This window comes from Micromonospora wenchangensis (assembly GCF_002210435.1).
Lineage (GTDB): Bacteria > Actinomycetota > Actinomycetes > Mycobacteriales > Micromonosporaceae > Micromonospora > Micromonospora wenchangensis.
Genome location: NZ_MZMV01000001.1, coordinates 234,285 through 252,171, shown reverse-complemented (window position 1 = coordinate 252,171; position 17,887 = coordinate 234,285). Strand labels below are relative to the sequence as shown.

The 17,887-nt window shown below is 73.8% G+C and carries 20 protein-coding genes; 8 read left to right on the top strand and 12 right to left on the bottom strand.

Annotated elements, in window-relative coordinates:
* The first annotated feature begins 425 nt into the window (after positions 1–425).
* Together B5D80_RS01060 and B5D80_RS01055 are read left to right on the top strand one after the other, a co-directional pair.
* Positions 426–704 (top strand): globin family protein, encoded by a 279-nt coding sequence (locus tag B5D80_RS01060; RefSeq protein WP_088641823.1) that lies wholly within the window; start codon positions 426–428, stop codon positions 702–704.
* On the top strand, positions 701–1,660 hold the full coding sequence (locus B5D80_RS01055) for an FAD-binding oxidoreductase (RefSeq protein ID WP_088641822.1): 960 nt from the start codon (positions 701–703) through the stop codon (positions 1,658–1,660). The genes B5D80_RS01060 and B5D80_RS01055 overlap by 4 nt, the downstream gene beginning before the upstream one ends.
* Before the next feature lie 30 nt (positions 1,661–1,690).
* On the opposite strand, the gene B5D80_RS01050 is transcribed toward B5D80_RS01055, so the two are convergent.
* The gene (locus B5D80_RS01050) at positions 1,691–2,161 is read right to left on the bottom strand and encodes a macro domain-containing protein (RefSeq protein ID WP_088641821.1); all 471 of its coding nucleotides are present in this window, start codon (positions 2,159–2,161) and stop codon (positions 1,691–1,693) included.
* Between the two features lie 105 nt (positions 2,162–2,266).
* Here B5D80_RS01050 and B5D80_RS01045 point away from each other — a divergent pair, with 105 nt between their 5' ends.
* Together B5D80_RS01045 and B5D80_RS01040 are read left to right on the top strand one after the other, a co-directional pair.
* Positions 2,267–3,589: an AAA family ATPase gene (locus B5D80_RS01045; RefSeq protein ID WP_088641820.1), complete on the top strand. Its 1,323-nt coding sequence runs from the start codon at positions 2,267–2,269 to the stop codon at positions 3,587–3,589.
* 33 nt (positions 3,590–3,622) lie between these two features.
* A complete protein-coding gene (locus B5D80_RS01040; protein WP_211291342.1) occupies positions 3,623–3,997 on the top strand; it encodes a globin family protein in 375 nt (124 codons plus the stop codon).
* A gap of 6 nt (positions 3,998–4,003) precedes the next feature.
* Here B5D80_RS01040 and B5D80_RS01035 read toward each other — a convergent pair whose 3' ends face one another.
* Both B5D80_RS01035 and B5D80_RS01030 read right to left on the bottom strand, forming a co-directional pair.
* The gene (locus B5D80_RS01035) at positions 4,004–4,882 is read right to left on the bottom strand and encodes a cellulose binding domain-containing protein (RefSeq protein WP_088641819.1); all 879 of its coding nucleotides are present in this window, start codon (positions 4,880–4,882) and stop codon (positions 4,004–4,006) included.
* Positions 4,883–5,027: 145 nt separating this feature from the next.
* Positions 5,028–5,777: an SDR family oxidoreductase gene (locus B5D80_RS01030; protein ID WP_088641818.1), complete on the bottom strand. Its 750-nt coding sequence runs from the start codon at positions 5,775–5,777 to the stop codon at positions 5,028–5,030.
* Positions 5,778–5,879: 102 nt separating this feature from the next.
* Here B5D80_RS01030 and B5D80_RS01025 point away from each other — a divergent pair, with 102 nt between their 5' ends.
* Positions 5,880–6,701 (top strand): helix-turn-helix domain-containing protein, encoded by an 822-nt coding sequence (locus tag B5D80_RS01025; protein ID WP_088641817.1) that lies wholly within the window; start codon positions 5,880–5,882, stop codon positions 6,699–6,701.
* A gap of 11 nt (positions 6,702–6,712) precedes the next feature.
* On the opposite strand, the gene B5D80_RS01020 is transcribed toward B5D80_RS01025, so the two are convergent.
* The 5 genes from B5D80_RS01020 to B5D80_RS01000 form a co-directional block, all read right to left on the bottom strand.
* On the bottom strand, positions 6,713–7,564 hold the full coding sequence (locus tag B5D80_RS01020; RefSeq protein WP_088641816.1) for an aldo/keto reductase: 852 nt from the start codon (positions 7,562–7,564) through the stop codon (positions 6,713–6,715).
* A gap of 69 nt (positions 7,565–7,633) precedes the next feature.
* Positions 7,634–8,833 carry an endonuclease gene (locus B5D80_RS01015; RefSeq protein WP_088641815.1) on the bottom strand — a complete coding sequence of 400 codons (1,200 nt, stop codon included), beginning with the start codon at positions 8,831–8,833 and terminating at the stop codon, positions 7,634–7,636.
* A 153-nt stretch (positions 8,834–8,986) separates the two neighbouring features.
* Complete coding sequence (locus B5D80_RS01010) at positions 8,987–9,208, bottom strand: TM2 domain-containing protein (protein WP_088641814.1); 222 nt, start codon at positions 9,206–9,208, stop codon at positions 8,987–8,989.
* 116 nt (positions 9,209–9,324) lie between these two features.
* Positions 9,325–9,738: a Rho termination factor N-terminal domain-containing protein gene (locus B5D80_RS01005; RefSeq protein WP_088641813.1), complete on the bottom strand. Its 414-nt coding sequence runs from the start codon at positions 9,736–9,738 to the stop codon at positions 9,325–9,327.
* Positions 9,735–10,667, bottom strand: coding sequence for a ParA family protein (locus B5D80_RS01000; RefSeq protein ID WP_158224099.1), 933 nt, complete (start codon positions 10,665–10,667; stop codon positions 9,735–9,737). Before B5D80_RS01000 ends, B5D80_RS01005 begins: the two co-directional genes overlap by 4 nt.
* Positions 10,668–10,726: 59 nt before the next feature.
* Between B5D80_RS01000 and B5D80_RS00995 the strand changes: the two genes are divergently transcribed.
* Positions 10,727–11,902 carry a hypothetical protein gene (locus B5D80_RS00995; protein ID WP_144081528.1) on the top strand — a complete coding sequence of 392 codons (1,176 nt, stop codon included), beginning with the start codon at positions 10,727–10,729 and terminating at the stop codon, positions 11,900–11,902.
* Here the strand turns inward: B5D80_RS00995 and B5D80_RS00990 are convergent.
* From B5D80_RS00990 to B5D80_RS00975, 4 genes are all read right to left on the bottom strand, one after another.
* Positions 11,836–13,269 (bottom strand): amino acid permease, encoded by a 1,434-nt coding sequence (locus B5D80_RS00990; RefSeq protein ID WP_088641810.1) that lies wholly within the window; start codon positions 13,267–13,269, stop codon positions 11,836–11,838. The two genes, B5D80_RS00995 and B5D80_RS00990, sit on opposite strands and share 67 nt — an antisense overlap.
* Positions 13,270–13,392: 123 nt before the next feature.
* Positions 13,393–14,112, bottom strand: coding sequence for a YqeB family protein (locus tag B5D80_RS00985; RefSeq protein WP_088641809.1), 720 nt, complete (start codon positions 14,110–14,112; stop codon positions 13,393–13,395).
* A 2-nt stretch (positions 14,113–14,114) separates the two neighbouring features.
* A complete protein-coding gene (locus B5D80_RS00980; RefSeq protein WP_088641882.1) occupies positions 14,115–14,888 on the bottom strand; it encodes an ABC transporter permease in 774 nt (257 codons plus the stop codon).
* A 5-nt stretch (positions 14,889–14,893) separates the two neighbouring features.
* Positions 14,894–15,793, bottom strand: coding sequence for an ABC transporter ATP-binding protein (locus B5D80_RS00975; protein WP_088641808.1), 900 nt, complete (start codon positions 15,791–15,793; stop codon positions 14,894–14,896).
* Positions 15,794–15,926: 133 nt separating this feature from the next.
* Here B5D80_RS00975 and B5D80_RS00970 point away from each other — a divergent pair, with 133 nt between their 5' ends.
* Positions 15,927–17,168 carry a sensor histidine kinase gene (locus B5D80_RS00970; protein ID WP_088641807.1) on the top strand — a complete coding sequence of 414 codons (1,242 nt, stop codon included), beginning with the start codon at positions 15,927–15,929 and terminating at the stop codon, positions 17,166–17,168.
* 34 nt (positions 17,169–17,202) lie between these two features.
* Positions 17,203–17,886 carry a response regulator gene (locus B5D80_RS00965; RefSeq protein ID WP_281253427.1) on the top strand — a complete coding sequence of 228 codons (684 nt, stop codon included), beginning with the start codon at positions 17,203–17,205 and terminating at the stop codon, positions 17,884–17,886.
* Position 17,887 lies beyond the last annotated feature (1 nt).

Below are 17,887 nucleotides of genomic sequence, written 5' to 3'. Positions count from 1 at the left end.
TGCATCGCGCGCCGGAAGGAGTCGACAGCGGTCAGCAGTCGGACGTCATCTCGTCGCCGGGACGTAGGAGATCGTTGGTTCGGCCGGACTGGGTAGTCGGCTGGATGTCGAGCGCGCATGGCGTCCACGATCATCCAGGCATAACCGGCTACGGATCTGCGACCAGGGTTGATGCATGGCCCGGGGCGGGTGCTGGGCTCCGGGGCGTGTCGATCCGAACGACGCGACCTCGTCCCCGCCCGCCCCGGTGCCCGTCACCCTTCCGCCGAGAAACAGGGGCCGCAGACACCATGAAAACCGCCGCTACAGACCTCCCCGTCCCGGCCACCGACGAGGAGGAGGAAACGCAGCGCGCCAGCGAACACACCCCGTACCCGTGCCTGCTGTCCGATCGTGAGCAGGGCACCCGAGGGCGGTGCGCAGTCATGACGCCGGAGGAGATCGTCCATCGCTGGCTGCGGCTGGTGACGGCGGACGCGGAGCTGTCGCCGTACCTCATCGGGGTGGATCAGGTCCGGCTGGCCGTGCACCTGACGGCGAGCGTGACCGCCGCGCTCGCCGGGGAGCCGGCGGACGCCTGGGGTGGGCTCGGCCTGTCCGAGGAGCAGCATCGGCGCATCGGTGACTACCTGTTCGGGGTGTGCTGGGCGGCTGACCTGCCCGAAGGGCGGATCGCCCGGGTGCGGCGGGCGGTGGCCCGGTGAGGGAGGCCGACGAGTTGCGGTCGGCGCTGCCGGATCGGCTCGCCGCCCACGATGCCGAGCTGCTGATCGCCACGCTCCGCCGGCTCGCCACCGACCCGGAGCCGGCGGCGCAGGCGGTGACGCTGACCGTGCTGGGCCATGCCTTCCGCCGGTTCGCGTTGCTGCCGCACGCCAAGCTGATCAGCGCGCTGGCCGGTGCCGACGTGCCGGTGGAGTTGCTGCGGCAGGCGGCGGCGCGGGCCGACGACGATCCGCCGTGGCGGCCCGCCCAGGTGCTCGCCCGCGACAACCCCGGCGACCACATCGCCGTCCTGACGGTACGGCCGTGGCGGCGGCTGCGCTACCGGCCCGGCCAGGCCGTCGCCGTCAGCACGGCGCGCAATCCCGGTCGGTGGCGCTGGTATTCCCCCGCCAACGCGCCCCGCCCCGAGGGCACCGTCGAGCTGCACGTTCGTGCCATCCCCGCCGGCAGCGTCTCGGTCAGCCTCGCCCATGAGATGAACCCCGGCGACGTGGTCTGGCTCGGGCCGCCCCGCGACACCGGCCAGCACCTGCGCGACGGTGACCTGCTGCTGGTGGCCGGCGGCACCGGTCTGGCCCCGCTGCGCGCCCTGGTCGAACAGGTCGCCGCTGCCCCCGACGGCCGCCGGGTCACCCTGGTCGTCGGTGCCCGCACCTTCTTCGACCTCTACGACCCGATCGTCCTCGACAAGCTCCAGTGCGCCCACGACTGGCTGACCATCGTGCCCGTCTTCTCCGACGACCCCGAGGCGCACCCGACCGAGCAAGGTGACGCGCTCACCACCGCCCTACGCCACCACCAACCCCACCAGCAGGTGTACGTCTGCGGCCCGCCCGCGATGCTCGACGACGCCCGCCGCTGGCTGCCCCTGGCCGGGGTGCCCGTGGATCGTCTCCACCTGCCCGATCCGGCAGCCCCGCAGGCTCCGTGGTGAGGCAGGAGAGCAGGTCCGCCGGGCGTAGGCTCAGGACCGGGCAACAGCGCCGGCCGGGGGGAACAGCAGCACCCGTACGTCGGGCAGGTCGGCGAACGCCTGTGTGATCATCGGCTCGACCACCGTCCAGTCGAGGCCGCCGGCACCGCAGCCGAGGGCGGGCACCGCTATCGAACGGATCTGCCGCTCCCGGACGACCCGGGCGAGGTCGGACAGGCCCGACTGGATGTCGGGCAGCTTCGCGCCGGCCCGCCAGTGCCCCTTGGTGGGGAAGTTGATGACGTAGCGGTGGCGGCCGGGCCGGCCGGAGTCGACCACGAACATCCGGCCCAGCCGCACCTCGCCCGCCGCGCAGGCGGCCCGGTAGGCGGCGTAGTTGGCGGGGTGGGTGTGCTTGAACTGGAGGGCGATCCCCTTGCCCATCACCCCCACCGTGTTGACGGCGTTGACGAGTGCTTCGGTGTCGGCGGTGAGCAGGTCACCGTCGCTCAAGATGATCATTCGGGCGTCCTTTCCTGGTAGCGCTGTCGTACCAGGAAGGTGTGACTACGACGTCCTGTCGGCGCAGGCCGGTAGGGTGCCGGGAACGCTGGGGAGGAGAGGCCGATGCTCAGGCTTGAGGTGCCGCCCGCCGTAGAGGCGGAACGGGTCGTCGCGGCCGTCCTTGCCGACCTGCGCTCCGGCGACCACCGGGGCGTCGTCGTCGACTCCCCGCCCGGGGCCGGCAAGTCGACCCTCGTGGTGCGGGCCGCCGTCGAGCTGGCCGCCGCCGGCGAGCCGCTGATGATCGTGGCGCAGACCAACGAGCAGGTCGACGATCTCATCGACCGACTCGCCACCAAAGCCCCCGAGCTGCGCATCGGCCGGTTGTCGGCGACCGACTACCGGCCGTCGGAGCGGGTGCGTGGGCACGACACGGTCCGGGTCGCGTCGAAGGTCGCCGACCTGGGCGACCCGGCCGTCACCATCGGTACGGCGGCCAAGTGGGCCACGGTCACCGACGGCCGGTGGCCGTGGGCGATCGTCGACGAGGCGTACCAGATGCGCTCGGATGCCCTGCTGCGGGTGGCCGGGCGGTTCGAGCGGGCGCTGTTCGTGGGCGATCCGGGGCAGCTCGACCCGTTCTCCACCGTCGAGACGCCGCGCTGGACGGGCCTGAGCTGGAACCCGATGCAGGCGGCGGTGGCGGTGCTGCTGCGGCACAACCCGGAGCTGCCGGTGCACCGGCTGCCGGTGTCCTGGCGGCTGCCGGCGTCGGCGGCCCCGGTGGTCGCGGCGGCGTTCTACCCCTTCACCGGGTTCCGCGCCGGCACCGGCCCGGCCGACCGGGCGTTGACGCTGACCCGGCCGGGGCCGGGCGACGCGCTCGACGCGGCGGTGGAGCTGGCCGCCGGCACCGGTTGGGCGTTGCACGAGCTGCCGGCCCGGCACACCCTGCGTACCGATGCGGAGGCCGCCGCGGCGTGCGCCGCGCTCGCCCTGCGGGTGCTGCACCGGGGCGCGGTCGCGGTCTCCGAGCACGCGCCGGCCGGGGCTCCGGTGACCGCCGACCGGATCGCCGTCGGCGCGGCGCACCGCGACCAGGTCGCCGCGATCCGCGCCCAGCTCGGCCCGGCCGGGGCGGACGTCACCGTGGACACCGCCAACCGGCTCCAGGGCCGTGAGTACGACGTGACGATCGTGCTGCACCCGCTGTCCGGCCGGCGGGACGCGACGAACTTCCACCTGGAGTCGGGGCGGCTGTGCGTGCTGACCTCCCGGCACCGGCACTCCTGCATCGTGGTGGCCCGCGCCGGCATCGGTGAGCTGCTGGACGCCCATCCGTCGACAGAGTCGGTGCACCTGGACGTGCCGGTGAAGTTCCCCGACGGCTGGGCCGCCAACCAGACCACCATGACGTTCCTGGCGGGGCAGCGTCCGGGACGGTGAACTGCGGGTACGCGACGATCCGTACTGAAGGGTGTGCGGACGACGGAACTGGTCACCTGCCCCCGGAACGTGTTCGACTGGCTCGGCCCGGCCGGCGTGCGTGCGGTGGTGATCCGCTGGCTGCGCCTGGTCGCGGCGGACGCCGAGTTGGCCCCGTACCTGATCGGGCTGGACCGGCCCCGGCTGGCCGGCCGCCTGACCGCCCAGCTGGCCTCGGCCCTGGGCGGCCCGGCCTCCGGCGGTGGCGGTGGGCGGGCGGCCGCAGGGGCGTGGCGGCGGCTCGGGCTGACCGACGAGCAACACTGGCGGGTGCTGGACTACCTGGCCGCCGTGCTCTGCGGCCTGGGACTGCCGGTCGACACGATCGTCGCGGCCCAGCGCGCCGTCGCCGGGGAGGCCCACGCCTGACGGCGGTCAGCCCCAGTTGTCGCCGTACTCGCGGACCCCGTCGACGTCGAGGGTGATCCGGCTGTTGGGGGTCCACGCGCCGGTGGCCGCCTGCCAGCTCGGGTCGTCGCGTTCGTCGATCGTGGTCCAGTTGGGCCGGTGCAGCCGGAGCTGGATCGGCCCGGACGACGCGCCGGGGGCCAGCACGCCGGTGTCGAAGGTCAGCTCCACCCAGCCGGGGAAGGGCGTCCCGGGCACCGGGTAGACGGTCGGGGTCGGCGTGGGGCCGGGCGGCGGCGCGGGCGGCGGAAAATACTGGAGAGTACGCCGGATGTGGTCGCAGCCGAGCGTCGCCCAGTCGCACTCGGTGGTCAGGGCGGCGTTGCCGTTCTCGAAGCGCAGGTGGTAGCGGACCCGTACGGTGGTCAGGTCCAGCGGCCGGCCGCCCGTGTTGGTGATGTTCAGGCGGAACTGGGCCTGGTTGTCGGTGGGCGCCCAGTCGAGGTTGAGGTAGTCGACCTTCGCCCGCCCGTACGCGGTGCGCACGGTGGTGACCGCCGAGGTGTCGGAGTAGCCGCCGACGGCGTACGCCTGGAGCGCGATCCGGTAGTCGGTGCCCGGGGCGAGGTCGGTCAGGGTGACGGCGTTGGTCTGCGTGCTGCCCAGGCCCCGGTAGGCGTTCGGCCCGATCGGCGAGCGCACGTCGTAGGTGATCGGGCCGCCCGGCTCGCCCTTCCACGTCGACGGGGTCCAGGTCAGGCTGAGCCGGTGCGGGTCGTTGGCGACCACCACGGGCGCGCCGGGGGTGGTCAGCGCCGGTGTGTCGTCGGCGCGGGCGGCGCCGACCGCGACCAGGCTGACGAGCGCGGCGGCAGCGGCGGTGGCGGTGGCACGACGGGCACGCATACCCCGGATGGTACGGAGTGCCATGCACGCTCATCAATGACAGAACCGGTGATTCGTTTGCGTCATCAGCTCGACAGCATCCGTATCACCCCACGGCACCGCCGACCATCGAGGACCCGGAACGGCCCCGCGGGGCGCACGCCGGTCACCAGGGCAGCACCCCGTACGAGTCGTCGGCGGCGAGATGCCCCCAGAGCTGCCCGGTCGGCCCGTCCGCCGGCAGCGTCGCCAGCCGCACGCTCACCTCGGCACCCTGCTCGGCGGTGCGGTAGCCGCTGTGGCCGTTGAAGTCGGTCGCGCAGTAGCCCGGGTTCGCCGCGTTCACCCTGACCGCGGTGTCCCGCAGCTCCTTGGCGTACATCGCGGTGACCATGTTCAGCGCGGCCTTCGACGACGGGTACGGCACCGAGGTCAACGGCCACACGGAACTCTCCGGGTCGGTCATCGCGGTGATCGAGCCGACCTCGCTGGAGACGTTGACGATCCGTCCGGCCGGCGCGCGCAGCAGCAGCGGCAGGAACGCGTTGGTCACCGTGACCACCGCGAAGACGTTCGTCTCGAACACCTCGCGGATGGTGGTCAGGGTGGTCTCGCTGGGCCGCGCCATCCCGTCGGCCCGGACGATGCCGGCGTTGTTGACGAGCACGTCGAGCCGGCCGTGCTCCCGCTCCACCTGCTCCGCCGCGGCGGCCACCGACACCGGGTCGGTCACCTCCAGCGGCAGCGGACGGGCGTCCGCCCCGCCGTCGCGCAGCGCGGCCACCGCCGCCGCGCCCCGGTCGGCGTCCCGTGCCCCGACCAGCACCGTCATCCCCCGCGCGGCGAGTTGCCGCGCGGTGGCGTACCCGATTCCCCTGTTGCCCCCGGTGACCAGGGCGAGTGGCGTCGTCGTCATGGTGTCGAGCGTGCCGGCTCCACGCCGGGCGCGGGAGGGGCCGGCGCAGCCTGGTACCGGTGGTACCACCCTGCGCGCCCCCCGCTGCGGCAGGCTGAACGCATGACGTCGCGCCGCGCCGAACTCGCCACTTTCCTGCGCAGCCGCCGCGCCCGGTTACGTCCTGTCGAGGTCGGCCTCCCCGAGGGGCTGCGCCGCCGCACCCCCGGCCTGCGCCGGCAGGAGGTCGCCCAGCTCGCCGGCATCTCCGTCGACTACTACGTCCGGTTGGAGCAGGGCCGGGGAGCACACCCGTCGGGGCAGGTGCTGGCCGCGTTGGCCCGCGCGCTGCTGCTCAGCCGGGACGAACGGGAGTACCTGTTCCGGCTGGCCGGTCAGGGGCCGCCACCGGTGGCCGGCCCCAGCGCGGTGGTGGCGCCGGGAGTACGGCACCTGATCGACGCGATGACGGAGACCCCGGCGTACCTGGCGGACGCCAGGTACGACGTGTTGGCCTGGAACCGGCTGGCCGGTCACTTCGTGGGCGACCTGCCGCCCGGCGACCGCAACATGATCCGGTGGTGGTTCCGGCAGGAGGCGTCCGTGCCGTGGACCGACACGGAGACGCTGCGCTTCGCCCGTGACTCGGTGGCCGACCTGCGCGCCGCCTACGGGCGTTACCCGGGCGACCGGGAGCTGGCCGAGCTGGTCACCGAGCTGCTCGGCGTCTCGCCGAGGTTCGCCGCCCTGTGGGCCGAACACGACGTGGCCACCCGCCGACCGGTGGTCAAACGGGTGGCCCACCCCGAGCTGGGACCGCTGGAGTTCGAGTGCCGGGTGCTGCTGGTGCCGGAGAGCGACCAGCGGTTGATCGTCTACACCGCCGCGCCCGGCTCGCCGACCCGCGAGGTCTTCCGCCGTCTCGGCGAACGGATCACCGGCTGAACCCCGCCCGCTCAGGCGGGGATGTAGTCGAACTCGTCCGGGTTCGGTCCGGTCCGGCCGGCCTCGCCCCGGTCCAGCCCGCTGATCCGCTCCATCGTCGTGTCGTCCAGGGTGAAGTCGAAGAGCTGGAAGTTCTCCTCGACCCGCTTCGGGGTGGTCGACTTCGGGAAGACGATGTCGCCGCGCTGCACGTGCCAGCGCAGCACCACCTGGGCGGGGGTGCGGCCCACCTGCTCGGCGACGTCGACGATCGTCGGGTCGTCGAGAACCAGGCCCTGGGCGATCGGGGACCACGCCTCGGTGAGGATGTTGTGCTCGCCGCCGTACGCGCGCACCTGCTCGTTGGTGAGGTACGGGTGCACCTCGATCTGGTTGACCGCCGGCACCACGTCGGCCTCGGCGGCCAGCCGCTCCAGGTGCGGCACCTGGAAGTTCGACACCCCGATCGAGCGGGCCCGGCCGTCGCGCTGGAACTCCTCCAGGGTCTTCCAGGTGGAGACGAAGTCGCCGTCGTAGCGGGTGGGCAGCGGCCAGTGGATGAGGAACAGGTCGACGTAGTCCATCTTCAGCGCGGACAGCGTCGACTCGAACGCCCGGCGGGCGTCCTGCGGGCGGTGGAAGCCGTTGTTCAGCTTGCTGGTCACGAAGACCTCGCCCCGGTCCAGCCCGGAGGCGCGGACCGCCTCACCGACCTCCGCCTCGTTGCCGTACATCTCGGCGGTGTCGATGTGCCGGTAGCCGATCTCCAGCGCCCGGCCGACGGCCTCGGCGGTGTCCTTCGGCTCGATCTGGTAGACCCCGAAGCCGAGCTGCGGGATGGTGTTGCCGTCGTTGAGACTGATGTCGGGAACGGTGTTGGCCATGCCCGTGGGTTACCCGGTCGGGCGGTTTCCTCACCGCCCGACCGGGGTGATCTGCGACAACCGGCCCGTTCAGCCCCAGATCGCGGTGGCCCACTCCGGGTGGTCGACGAACGGGTTGCGGTTGCCCTGCCACCGCTCGTAGATGCGCTGGTTGCGGCGCTGCTCGAAGGCGTCGGGCGGGTCCTGCCGGTGCCACTGGAGCAGCACCGGCAGCCGGCCCAGGTAGGGCGCGGAGCCGTTGCTGACCGAGTTGTTCATCTCCAGGTTCGGCCAGCCGTCGTCGCCCTCGTACCGGATCGCCATATACATGATCATGCGGGCGACGTCGCCCTTGACCGCGTTGCGGGGCTCGAACGAGTCGGCGTCGCTGTAGCTGCCCGGGGCCTCGGCGACCGCGCTGCCGCCGGTGTCGAAGTCCTTGTTGCCGCGGGTGGAGTTGACCGTCACGTCCTCGGGGCGCAGGTGGTGCACGTCGGTGCCCGGCCCGGTGGCGGTGCCGAAGTCACCGTGCGACTTGGCCCAGACGTGCTCCCGGTTCCAGTCGTTGGCCCCGCCGCCGTTGCTGCTCTTGCTCTGCGACCGTCCGCTGTAGAGCAGGATCACGTTGTTGGCGTTCGCCGGGTCCTGGTCGGTGTCCTTCAACGCCTCCCACACCTGGTCGTAGCTGAGCTTCGTCTGGGTCTTGATGATGGTGTGCAGGGACGTGCGCAACGCGCCGCCGGTCTTGCCCATCGCGTTCGCGTAGTACGTCGAGTCGTACGGCCCGGTGGAGCCGGTCGGCCCGGGGGTGGGGGAGGCGGTGGCGGTGGGCGTCGGCGTGCTGCTGCCGCCGCCGAGGCTCATCGCGGTCGGGCTCTTCAACCCGCCGTGACTGAAGTACGCGGTCAGCGTCCCGGTGGCGGTGACCTGCCGGCCGCGCAGCGACGGGTTGGTCAGCAGCCCGAACGTGCTGCGGTAGTCGGCGGTGATCTGGACGTAGAGCATCCGGCTGGTGCCGGTCTCGGTGGCCGTGTCGGCCAGGGCGATGGCGGTGTCGGCGGTGTAGCCGGAGGTGAGCACCGTGCTGGTGGCGGTCGGCTGGCCGATGACGTACCCGGTGACCGTGGCGGTCCGGCCGTCCTGGCTGGCGAGCGCCTGCGCCACGGTCGACGTGGCCGCCGCGGACGCCGACGTCGCGGCCACCGCCACCGGGACCGCCAGGGTGACGGCGGCGGTGAGCACGGTGACCAGCCGCCCGGTTCGCGGGCGGATGCTGCTCTTCATATCCATGCCCGGCGATGTTATCGGCCGGGACCCGTCCGGCGGGAGGTCGTCGGGGTTAATTCCCGTCGACCGTCTCGCCGCCGGTTCCCCCGACACCGGCAGGTGTCCGGCGGGCCGGGCGACGCCGGGGCCGTGCGGGCCCCGGCGTCGCCCGGCGCCTCACTTGACCAGCGGCTGACCCTGCTTGTCGCGGAACGCGCCGACCAGGATCATGATCAGATCGATGAACGCCCAGATGCCGAACCCGCCGATGGTGATCAACTGGAGCACGCCGGTGCCGACCTTGCCGGTGTAGAACCGGTGCGCGCCGAGCACGCCGACGAAGAAGCAGAGCAGCAGGGCGACGACCCAGGACTTCTGAGTGGTGACAGGAGCGGTCACTGCGGTCCTTTCTCGGGTGGAGACAGCCGCGGGAGCGTATCCACCGTCCCGACGTCACACAAGATCGAGACTGACGGCTCGGCCCGGACGGACGAGCAGGTCGGGGCCGGTCCGGCTCAGCGGGCGCGTACGGCGGCGGAGGCGACCCGGAACCCGATCGTCCGGTCGACCAGCCGTTCCACCAGTTCCGCCTTGCGCAGGCCGGTCACCCCGCGCAGGCCGAGCCGGACGGCCAACGCCCGCAGGTCCCGCATCGCCCAGGGCGTCAGGTATTCCATGCCGTCCCGGCGGTGCGCGAAGGCGTCCAACGTGGCCGACGCGGCGGCCAGGTCGACGCCCGACGGGGCGGACGGCCCCGCCCCGACCGGCCGGTCCGGAACCTCCGGGGACGGCGTCACCGGGGCGACGACCAGCCGGGCCCGCCCCTGCGCCAGCGCGACGGCGTCGGCGGCCGACAGCCCGGCCAGCAACTCGCCCACCCGGGCCAGGACGCCGACCGCGACGTCCCCCGCCGGCTCCGGGCCGTTCACACCGTCACCTCGCGGGGTTGCAGGTGGGCGATGAACTCGGTGGTGATCTGCCGCAGTTCCTCCTGCACCACGGGCGAGGTGACCCGGTGCCGCAGCACCACCGGGACGCCGCGCGGGGTGTTCCCGGCGAACAGGGTGACGTTCTCCCGTAGCGCGGTGGGGAAGACCGGCAGCCCGAGCGCCCGTACCTGGTCCAGGTAGCCCTGGTGGGCGGCGATCGGCCGCTGCGCGGTCAACTGGATCATGGTGAAGACCACCCCGGCCACGTCCGGGGCGACCTTGTGGTGCCGGCGGCTGGTGGCGAACCGGCGGGCGTCGGCGTTGTACCGGTCCACCAGCTCCCCGACGCTGCCGCAGAGGTGGTCGATGCCGAGGGTGGACAGGTAGTCGGCCTTCGCCGGGATGAGCAGGTGGTCGCTGGCGATGACGGCGGACTGGGTGACCACGTTGAAGTTCGGCGGGCAGTCGATCAGCACCAGGTCGTAGCCGTCGAGGGCCGCGTCGTGCAGCCCCTCGGCCAGCGCGCCCCGGACCCGGAACAGCTCCCGGTCGTAGTCCTCGCCGTCGGCCACGCCCCGGGCCAGCGCGAGGTCGATGTCGGCCAGGCCGAGGTGCGAGGCGATCAGGTCCAGCCGGCCGGCCCCGGTCAGGTGGGCGTTGGCCGGGCCGGGGGAGACCACCAGTTCACCCAGCGTCACCGCCGGGGTGTCCCCGCGCAGGCCGTCGTACCAGCGTTTCACGGTGCGGCCGTCGCGCAGCCGTTCCCGCCAGTCGTCCGGGTCGTAGAAGCTGAACGTCAGGCTGGTCTGCGGATCGAGGTCGATCAGCAGCACCTTCATCCCCCGGTTCGCCAGTTCGGCCCCGAGGTTCGCGGTCACGGTGGTCTTACCCACCCCGCCCTTGTAGTTGATCACGGACACGACGTACACCGACGGCACCTCCCCAGAGGGGGAACCGTAGCCGCCCGGATGGCGTCTGACCATCCATGATGCCCATTCCGACCGGTCACGCTCCGCGATCGGGCGGCCGGCTCGCCGCCGTCGGCACCGGGCTCGCGGCCCTGGCCGTGCCGCTCTGGGCGGTCGGCATGACCAGGTGGCAACCGCTCACCGAACCGGTCGGCCCGTGGTCGGAGCGGCTTCCCGAGGCGTCCACCTACTGGGCCCGCGACCTGCGTTTCCTGGCGCTGATGGCGGTCGCGTCCGGGTTGGTGCTGGCCGGTGCCGGCCGGCGCTCGTGGCTGGTGCCGGCCGTGCTGCTCGGTGGTGGCGCGCTGGCCGCCGACGTCGCCGTCGACCGGGCCGACCCCACCGGCCCCGGCGCGACCGTGTCACTCGTCGCCGCCGGCTGGCTGGCCGTCGGCGTCACCGTGCTGCTCGCCGTACGCCGGGACGGCGCGACCCGTGCGGACGGTCCCCACCGCCGGGCGGCCGGGACCGGCCCGGGAGACACGTCAGGCGCGGCGGTCGTGGCCGGGTCGGACCGTACCGCCTCTGCGGCAGGCCCGCTCCGGACGGGCGGCCGGGACCGGGCCGTCCTGGCCGGGGTGGCCGCCGTCGCGGCGGTGCTGGCGCTGACCGCCGTGCTGACCCGGTCACCGACCGGCCGGGAACCGGCACTCGACCCGGCAGCCCTGGTCACGGCCCTGCTCCTGCTGGCGGTGACCGTGGCCGGCGCGGTGGCCGCCGCCCCCGCCCGGGGTCGACGTCGGCTCGCGGCGGCGGCGGGCCTGGCGGTGGCCGGCGGGGTCGGCCTGCCGCTGGTCCGGCTCGTCGGGCCGCCCGCCCGGCCCGTGCCGGCGGCGCTGCTCGGGGCGGTCCTGCTGCTGGGGGTGACGCTGCTGACCCGGCCCGCCCTGCCGGCACGGCGCTACCCGGTGCTCGTCCCGGTGGCCCTGCTCGCCCCGCTCGCGCTGTGGCACGTCGCGCTGCTGGTCAGCGTGGCCCTCTCACCGGGCGCGGCGTTGACCGCGTTGGCCGGCAACAGCCCGGTCGGCGGTGGCGACCCGGACGTGCTCCCCTCGCTGGCCGGCCTGTTCGCCGGCCTCGGCACCGCGCTGGTGCTGGCCCGGACGGCAGGCGTCCCGGGGCGGCCCGGTCACCGCCCGGGTCCGTCGGCCGGGGGGTCGGCGCGACCGGCCAGCGCGGAGCGCCGGTACCCGTAGCACGCGTAGATCAGCCCGCCGAGCAGGAACCAGACGGCGAACCGCAGCCAGGTGACGTGGTCGAGGAAGCTGATCAACCAGATCGAGAAGATCACCCCGAGCGCCGGCACCACCGGCATCCCGGGCAGCCGGAACGTGCGCGGGGTGTCCGGGCTGCGGTAGCGCAGCACGATCACCGCGACGCAGACCACCACGAAGGCGAGCAGGATGCCGATGTTGGTCAGCTCGGCGGCCTGCCGGATCGGCAGGAAACCGGCGATCAGCGCCGAGGCCACCCCGACGATCCAGGTGACCCGGGTGGGCACCCGGCGTACCGGGTGCACCTTGGCGAACCAGGCCGGCAGCAGGCCGTCGCGGCTCATCGAGAACCACACCCGGGTCACCCCGAGCATGAAGGTGAACATCACGGTCAGGATGCCGATGATCGCCCCGACGGCGATGACGCTGGCCAGGCCCGAGAGCCCGACCGAGGCGAACGCGGAGGAGAAGCCGCTCTCCGGGTCGATGTCCCGGTAGTTCTGCATCCCGGTGAGCACCAGGGTGGCCAGCACGTACAGCGCCATCGAGATGACCAGCGACCAGACGATCGCCTTCGGCATGTGCCGGCGGGAGTCGCGGGACTCCTCGGCGGCGGTGCTCATCGCGTCGTAGCCGAAGACGGCGAAGAAGACCGTGGCCGCTCCGGTGAACGCCCCGCCGAGCCCGAACGGGAAGAACGGCGAGTAGTTGGCGGTGCGGACGTGGAAGAAGCCGACCACGATCACCAGCAGCACCACGGCCACCTTCACCCCGACCACTACCGTCTCGAACCGGGCGGCGGTCCGGATGCCCAACGTCAGCAGGAAGGCGATCAGCAGGCAGAGCAGCACGGCGAACAGGTCCACCCGGTGCCCGTCGCCGGTGCCCGGGGCGCCCAGCATCCAGGCCGGCAGGTCGACGCCGAGCTGCCCGACGAGGAAGCCGAAGTAGCCGGAGATGCCGATCGCCACCACCGCCACGATCGCGGTGTACTCCAGCAGCAGGTCCCAGCCGATGAACCAGCCCACCACCTCGCCGAGCACCGCGTAGCCGTAGGTGTACGCCGAGCCGGCCTTCGGGATCATGCCGGCGAACTCGGCGTACGACAGCGCCGCCGCCGCGCTGGCCAGCCCCGCGATCAGGAACGACACCAGCACGGCCGGCCCGGCGGTCTCGTTGGCGACCGCTCCGGCCAGGGCGAAGATGCCGGCGCCGATGATGCCGCCGACGCCGATCGCGGTGAGCTGCCACAGCCCCAGCGAGCGGGACAACCCCTGGTCGGTCTCGTCGGCGGTCTCCTCGACCGGCTTGCGGCGGAAGATCCCGCCGCGGTCGACCGTGGAGACCATCGTCGCCCCCTCCGCCGTAAGATATCCACCTAGGTTGATACTCCCTGCGCGGCGAATGCACAATCGGCGACGGCCCGGTCACCCGCGAACGAGGTGCCGGGTGGCCGGACCGGGGACACCGGGCTACGGCTGCGGTGGGGCCTGCCCACCCGGGCGCGGAGCCACCCGCCAGTACTGCCGTCCCCCCTCGTCCCGGACGACCACCCCGATCCGGGCCAGTTCCCCCCGCAGCTCCCGGACGTCGCGTCCCCGGTCGGCGTCGACGGCCCGCTGCCGGGCGCGCAGCAGCGGGTCCGCCCCCGGCGGCAGGTCGGGCAACCCCTCCACCCACCGCCGGTACGCGTCCCGGTGCGGGTCGGCGTCCCGCCACGGCCACCCGTGCCCGTCGAAGGCGTCCCGCAGCCGCCGCCGGCTCAGGTCGGAGCGTTCCCGGGTCAGCTCCGCACCGGCCGGCCCGAGCAGCACCAGCTCCCTGCCGTCGACGAAGACGGCGGTGACGGTGTGCCGGGGCAGCTCGCGGTCGACGCCGTCCCGCCGCCACCGCACCCCGCTACGGTCCACCGTGACGATCAACCGTTCCCGGGTGCCGACGTGGGCGACGAACAGGCCGGCCAGCACCCCGAGCGTCACGCCCCCGGCCAGCGCCCGCCGGTACGGCAGCCCGGCGACCAGCTCGAACCACCCCTGCACCGGAGCCCAGGGCAGCCCCGCCACCCAGTCGGCGACCAGCGGAAGCAGCCCACCCACGGCGGCACCCAGCAGCGGGACGCCGACCCACAGCACCACCAGCTCCCCGACATCGCCACCGACCCTGGTCGGGCCGCCCGGCTCCCGAGCCCGCATGGTCAGTGCACCTCACGCCGCAGCGTGCGCACCATTCCGACGGCGAGCGGCGCGACCACCCAGACCAGCAGGGACACCCCGAGCCGACTCCACTGCCCGGCGGTCATGTCCGGGCCGAGCAGCGGCTCCATGGTGATCGACGTGTCCAGCCAGCGGGCCGGGCCGTGCAGCGCCTCGATCATCGCGGACAGGATGCCCCACACGGTCGGCAGCAGCAGCGAGGTGACGATCGCCAGCGGGGTGTTGAGCAGCAGCAACCCGAACCCCGCGCCGATCAGCACGTTGATGGCCTGGAACACGGCGGCGTGCCCGGCCAGCGTCCAGTCGAAATCCCAGCTCCCCGCCCCGCCGGTGACCCCGGCCAGCAGGGTGCCGACGGCGGCGACGGCCAGGCTCACCAGCACCGACGCCAACGCGGCGAGCAGCACGGCGGCGAGCTTGGCGACGATCACCCGTTCCCGGCGCGGCACCAGGGCGAACGTGGTCAGCGCGGTGCGCTGGGACCACTCGGCGGTGATCGACAGGATGCCCAGCACCGGCAGCAGCAGCGCCACCGGCGCCAGCGACGCGGTGAAGAAGTTGGTGAAGGTCTGCCCGGCGTCGTCGACGAAGCGCAGTTGCAGGGCGACGATCGCGGCGGCGATCAGCCCGATCGAGGCCAGCAGCCAACGGCCGGCCCGGGTGTCGCCGAGCTTGCGCAGCTCCACGCCGACCAGCCGGGCCAGGGACGGCCCGGGGAGCGATTCGCGGACGGTGGCGGGGGGAGTGGTCGTCATGGTGGTCACTGCACGGCCTCCTTGGTGCTCGCGCCGGCGGTCAGGGTGAGGAAGAGCTGCTCCAGGCCACCGCCGCCGGCCGGCCGCAGCTCGGTCAGGACCAGCCCGGCGTCGGCGGCGGCCTGCCCGACGGCGTCGGGTTCGGCGCGGACCACGCACCCGCCGTCGGCCCCGGCGGTGGCGTCCAGCCCCGCCCGGTCGAGGGTGAGCCGCAGGGCGTGCGGGTCGCGGGCCCGGACCAGGGTGCCGGCCCCGGCCAGCAGCTCGTCCTTGCCGCCCTGGGCGACCACCCGGCCACCGCCGATCACCACCAACCGGTCGGCGACCGCCTCCACCTCCCGCAGCAGGTGGGAGGAGAGCAGCACGGTGCCGCCCCGGTCGGCGAAGTCGCGCAGCAGGCCGCGCATCCAGAAGATCCCCTCCGGGTCCAGGCCGTTGGCCGGCTCGTCGAGGACCAGCACCCGGGGCTCGCCCAGCAGCGCCAGCGCCAGGCCGAGCCGCTGCCGCATCCCCAGCGAGTACGCCCCGACCCGCCGCTTCGCCGCCACCGGGTTGAGGCCCACCCGGTCGAGCACCGCGGGCACCCGGTCGGCGTCCACGCCCATGGTACGGGCGGCCAGGAACAACGTCTCCCGCCCGCTGCGCCCGACGTGCTGCGCGGAGGCGTCCAGCAGCACACCCACCTCGCGGCCCGGGTTGGGCAGTTCGCGGTAGGGCCGGCCGGCGACGGTGGCGGTGCCGGAGGTCGGGCGGGTCAGCCCGCAGAGCATCCGCATGGTGGTGGACTTGCCCGCCCCGTTCGGGCCGAGGAAACCGGTCACCGTGCCCGCTTCGCAGCGGAACGAGACGTCGTCGACGGCGGGGTGCGGGCCGTACCGTTTGGTGAGGTGGTCGACTGCGATCATGCCGTCGAGCCTGTCCCAGCCACCCGGCCGGGCGCTGCGGCCGACCGTCGAGAGCCGCCCCTACCTCGGTCTACCCGCAGACCTCGACTTTGGTTGGTGTCCGCGGTGCCGTCCGGCTTTCTAGCATGGGTGGGTGAGTGCTGCCGTCGTACCCGATCATCCCTGGCTGCTGCCGGGGGCGCTGACGCCCGAGGCGAGGGCGTCCCGGCGGACGCCGCGGGACTGGCTGGTCGACACGGTGGCCTTCCTGCTCGCCGTCGGCTGGGCGCTGCTGGCGTTCGGCGACGCGACGTCGCCCGACCCGCAGTTCGCCCACAACGCCGGGCCGTCCTGGCTGGTCGGGGTGGACCTGGCGGCGGGCCTGGGCTACTGCGCGGCGCTGTGGCTGCGTCGGCGCTGGCCGGTCGGGCTGGCCGTGGCCGGCCTGCCGCTGGCGCTGTTCTCGGTGACCGCCGGGCTGGCGCTGCTGGTCGTGGTGTTCACCGTGCTGGTCCACCGGCCGCTGCCGATCGGCGCGGCATTGGTCGGCTTCCACCTGGCGGTCATTCCGGTCTACACCGTCGTGCGCCCCGACCCGACGCTGCCCTACTGGGCGACGGTGGCCTGGACGGTGATGTTCGTCGGGATCGTGGTGGCGTGGGCGCTGTTCGTCCGGGCCCGCCGGCAGCTCGTGCTGTCGCTGCGGGAGCGGGCCCACCGGGCCGAGGCCGAGCAGCAGCTCCGCGTCGACCAGGCCCGCCAGCTCGAACGCACCCGCATCGCCCGGGAGATGCACGACGTGCTGGCGCACCGGATCTCGCTGCTCAGTCTGCACGCCGGGGCGTTGGAGTTCCGTCCGGACGCGCCGCCGCAGGAGGTGGCGCGGGCGGCCGGGGTGATCCGGGGCAGCGCCCACGCCGCCCTGCAGGACCTGCGCGAGGTGATCGGGGTGCTCCGGGCCGACACCGCCGACGGCGACGCCGCACCGGAACGCCCCCAGCCCACCCTCGCCGACGTGCCTGAGCTGGTCGCCGAGTCCCGGGCCGCCGGGGTCCGGGTCACCCTGGTCGACGAGGTCGCCGAACCGACGCGGGTGCCGACGGCGGTGGGGCGCAGCGCGTACCGGATCGTGCAGGAGGGGCTGACCAACGCGCGCAAGCACGCCCCCGACACGACGGTCGGCGTACGGCTGGCCGGCGGCCCGGGGCGGGAGCTGGCGGTGGAGATCCGTAACCCCTGGCCGGTGGGCACCTCCGCGCCGGCCCTGCCGGGTGCCGGCACCGGGCTGGTCGGCATCGCCGAGCGGGTCACCCTGGCCGGTGGCCGGCTGACCCACGGCCGGGACGGGGCGACCGGCGACTTCCGGCTGGCGGCCCGGCTGCCGTGGCCGGCGTGAGCAGCCCGGCCGACCCGCGGCAGGGCGGTGCCCGGTGACCACGGACGGCGACGCCGCCCCGGTGCGGGTGTTGATCGTCGACGACGACCCGCTGGTCCGCGCCGGGCTGTCGATGATCCTCGGGGGTGTGCCGGACGTGCGGGTGGTGGGCGAGGCCGCCGACGGCGACGAGGTGCCCGCCGCCGTCGCCCGGTGCACGCCGGACGTGGTGCTGATGGACATCCGGATGCCCCGGGTCGACGGGCTGGCCGCCACCGAGGCGCTGCGGGCGCTGCCGGATCCGCCGGAGGTCCTGGTGCTGACCACCTTCGACGCCGACGAGCAGGTGCTGCGGGCGTTGCGGGCCGGGGCGGGCGGTTTCCTGCTCAAGGACACCCCGCCCGCCGAGATCGTCCGGGCGGTGCTGCGGGTGGCCGCCGGTGAGGCCACCCTGTCGCCGACGGTGACCAGGCAGTTGATCAGCCACCTGACCGTAGGGCCCACGCCGGGCCCGGACCGGCGTCGGGACCGGGCGCTGCGGCTGCTGGCCGGGCTCACCGAACGGGAACGCGAGGTCGCGGTGGCGCTCGGCCACGGCCGGACCAACGCGGAGATCTCGGCGGAGCTGTTCATGAGCGTGGCGACGGTGAAGGCGTACGTGTCCCGGCTGCTGACCAAGCTGGCGCTGAACAACCGGGTGCAGGTGGCGCTGCTGGTCCACGACGCGGGCCTGGTCTGAT

Bases quoted from the DNA above. Each gene is read 5' to 3' on its own strand.
- B5D80_RS01060 (WP_088641823.1), top strand. From the start codon at position 426: ATGACGCCGGAGGAGATCGTCCATCGCTGGCTGCGGCTGGTGACGGCG.
- B5D80_RS01050 (WP_088641821.1), bottom strand. From the start codon at position 2,161: ATGATCATCTTGAGCGACGGTGACCTGCTCACCGCCGACACCGAAGCA.
- B5D80_RS01045 (WP_088641820.1), top strand. From the start codon at position 2,267: ATGCTCAGGCTTGAGGTGCCGCCCGCCGTAGAGGCGGAACGGGTCGTC.
- B5D80_RS01035 (WP_088641819.1), bottom strand. From the start codon at position 4,882: ATGCGTGCCCGTCGTGCCACCGCCACCGCCGCTGCCGCCGCGCTCGTC.
- B5D80_RS01030 (WP_088641818.1), bottom strand. From the start codon at position 5,777: ATGACGACGACGCCACTCGCCCTGGTCACCGGGGGCAACAGGGGAATC.
- B5D80_RS01025 (WP_088641817.1), top strand. From the start codon at position 5,880: ATGACGTCGCGCCGCGCCGAACTCGCCACTTTCCTGCGCAGCCGCCGC.
- B5D80_RS01020 (WP_088641816.1), bottom strand. From the start codon at position 7,564: ATGGCCAACACCGTTCCCGACATCAGTCTCAACGACGGCAACACCATC.
- B5D80_RS01015 (WP_088641815.1), bottom strand. From the start codon at position 8,833: ATGGATATGAAGAGCAGCATCCGCCCGCGAACCGGGCGGCTGGTCACC.
- B5D80_RS00995 (WP_144081528.1), top strand. From the start codon at position 10,727: ATGCCCATTCCGACCGGTCACGCTCCGCGATCGGGCGGCCGGCTCGCC.
- B5D80_RS00990 (WP_088641810.1), bottom strand. From the start codon at position 13,269: ATGGTCTCCACGGTCGACCGCGGCGGGATCTTCCGCCGCAAGCCGGTC.
- B5D80_RS00985 (WP_088641809.1), bottom strand. From the start codon at position 14,112: ATGCGGGCTCGGGAGCCGGGCGGCCCGACCAGGGTCGGTGGCGATGTC.
- B5D80_RS00980 (WP_088641882.1), bottom strand. From the start codon at position 14,888: ATGACGACCACTCCCCCCGCCACCGTCCGCGAATCGCTCCCCGGGCCG.
- B5D80_RS00975 (WP_088641808.1), bottom strand. From the start codon at position 15,793: ATGATCGCAGTCGACCACCTCACCAAACGGTACGGCCCGCACCCCGCC.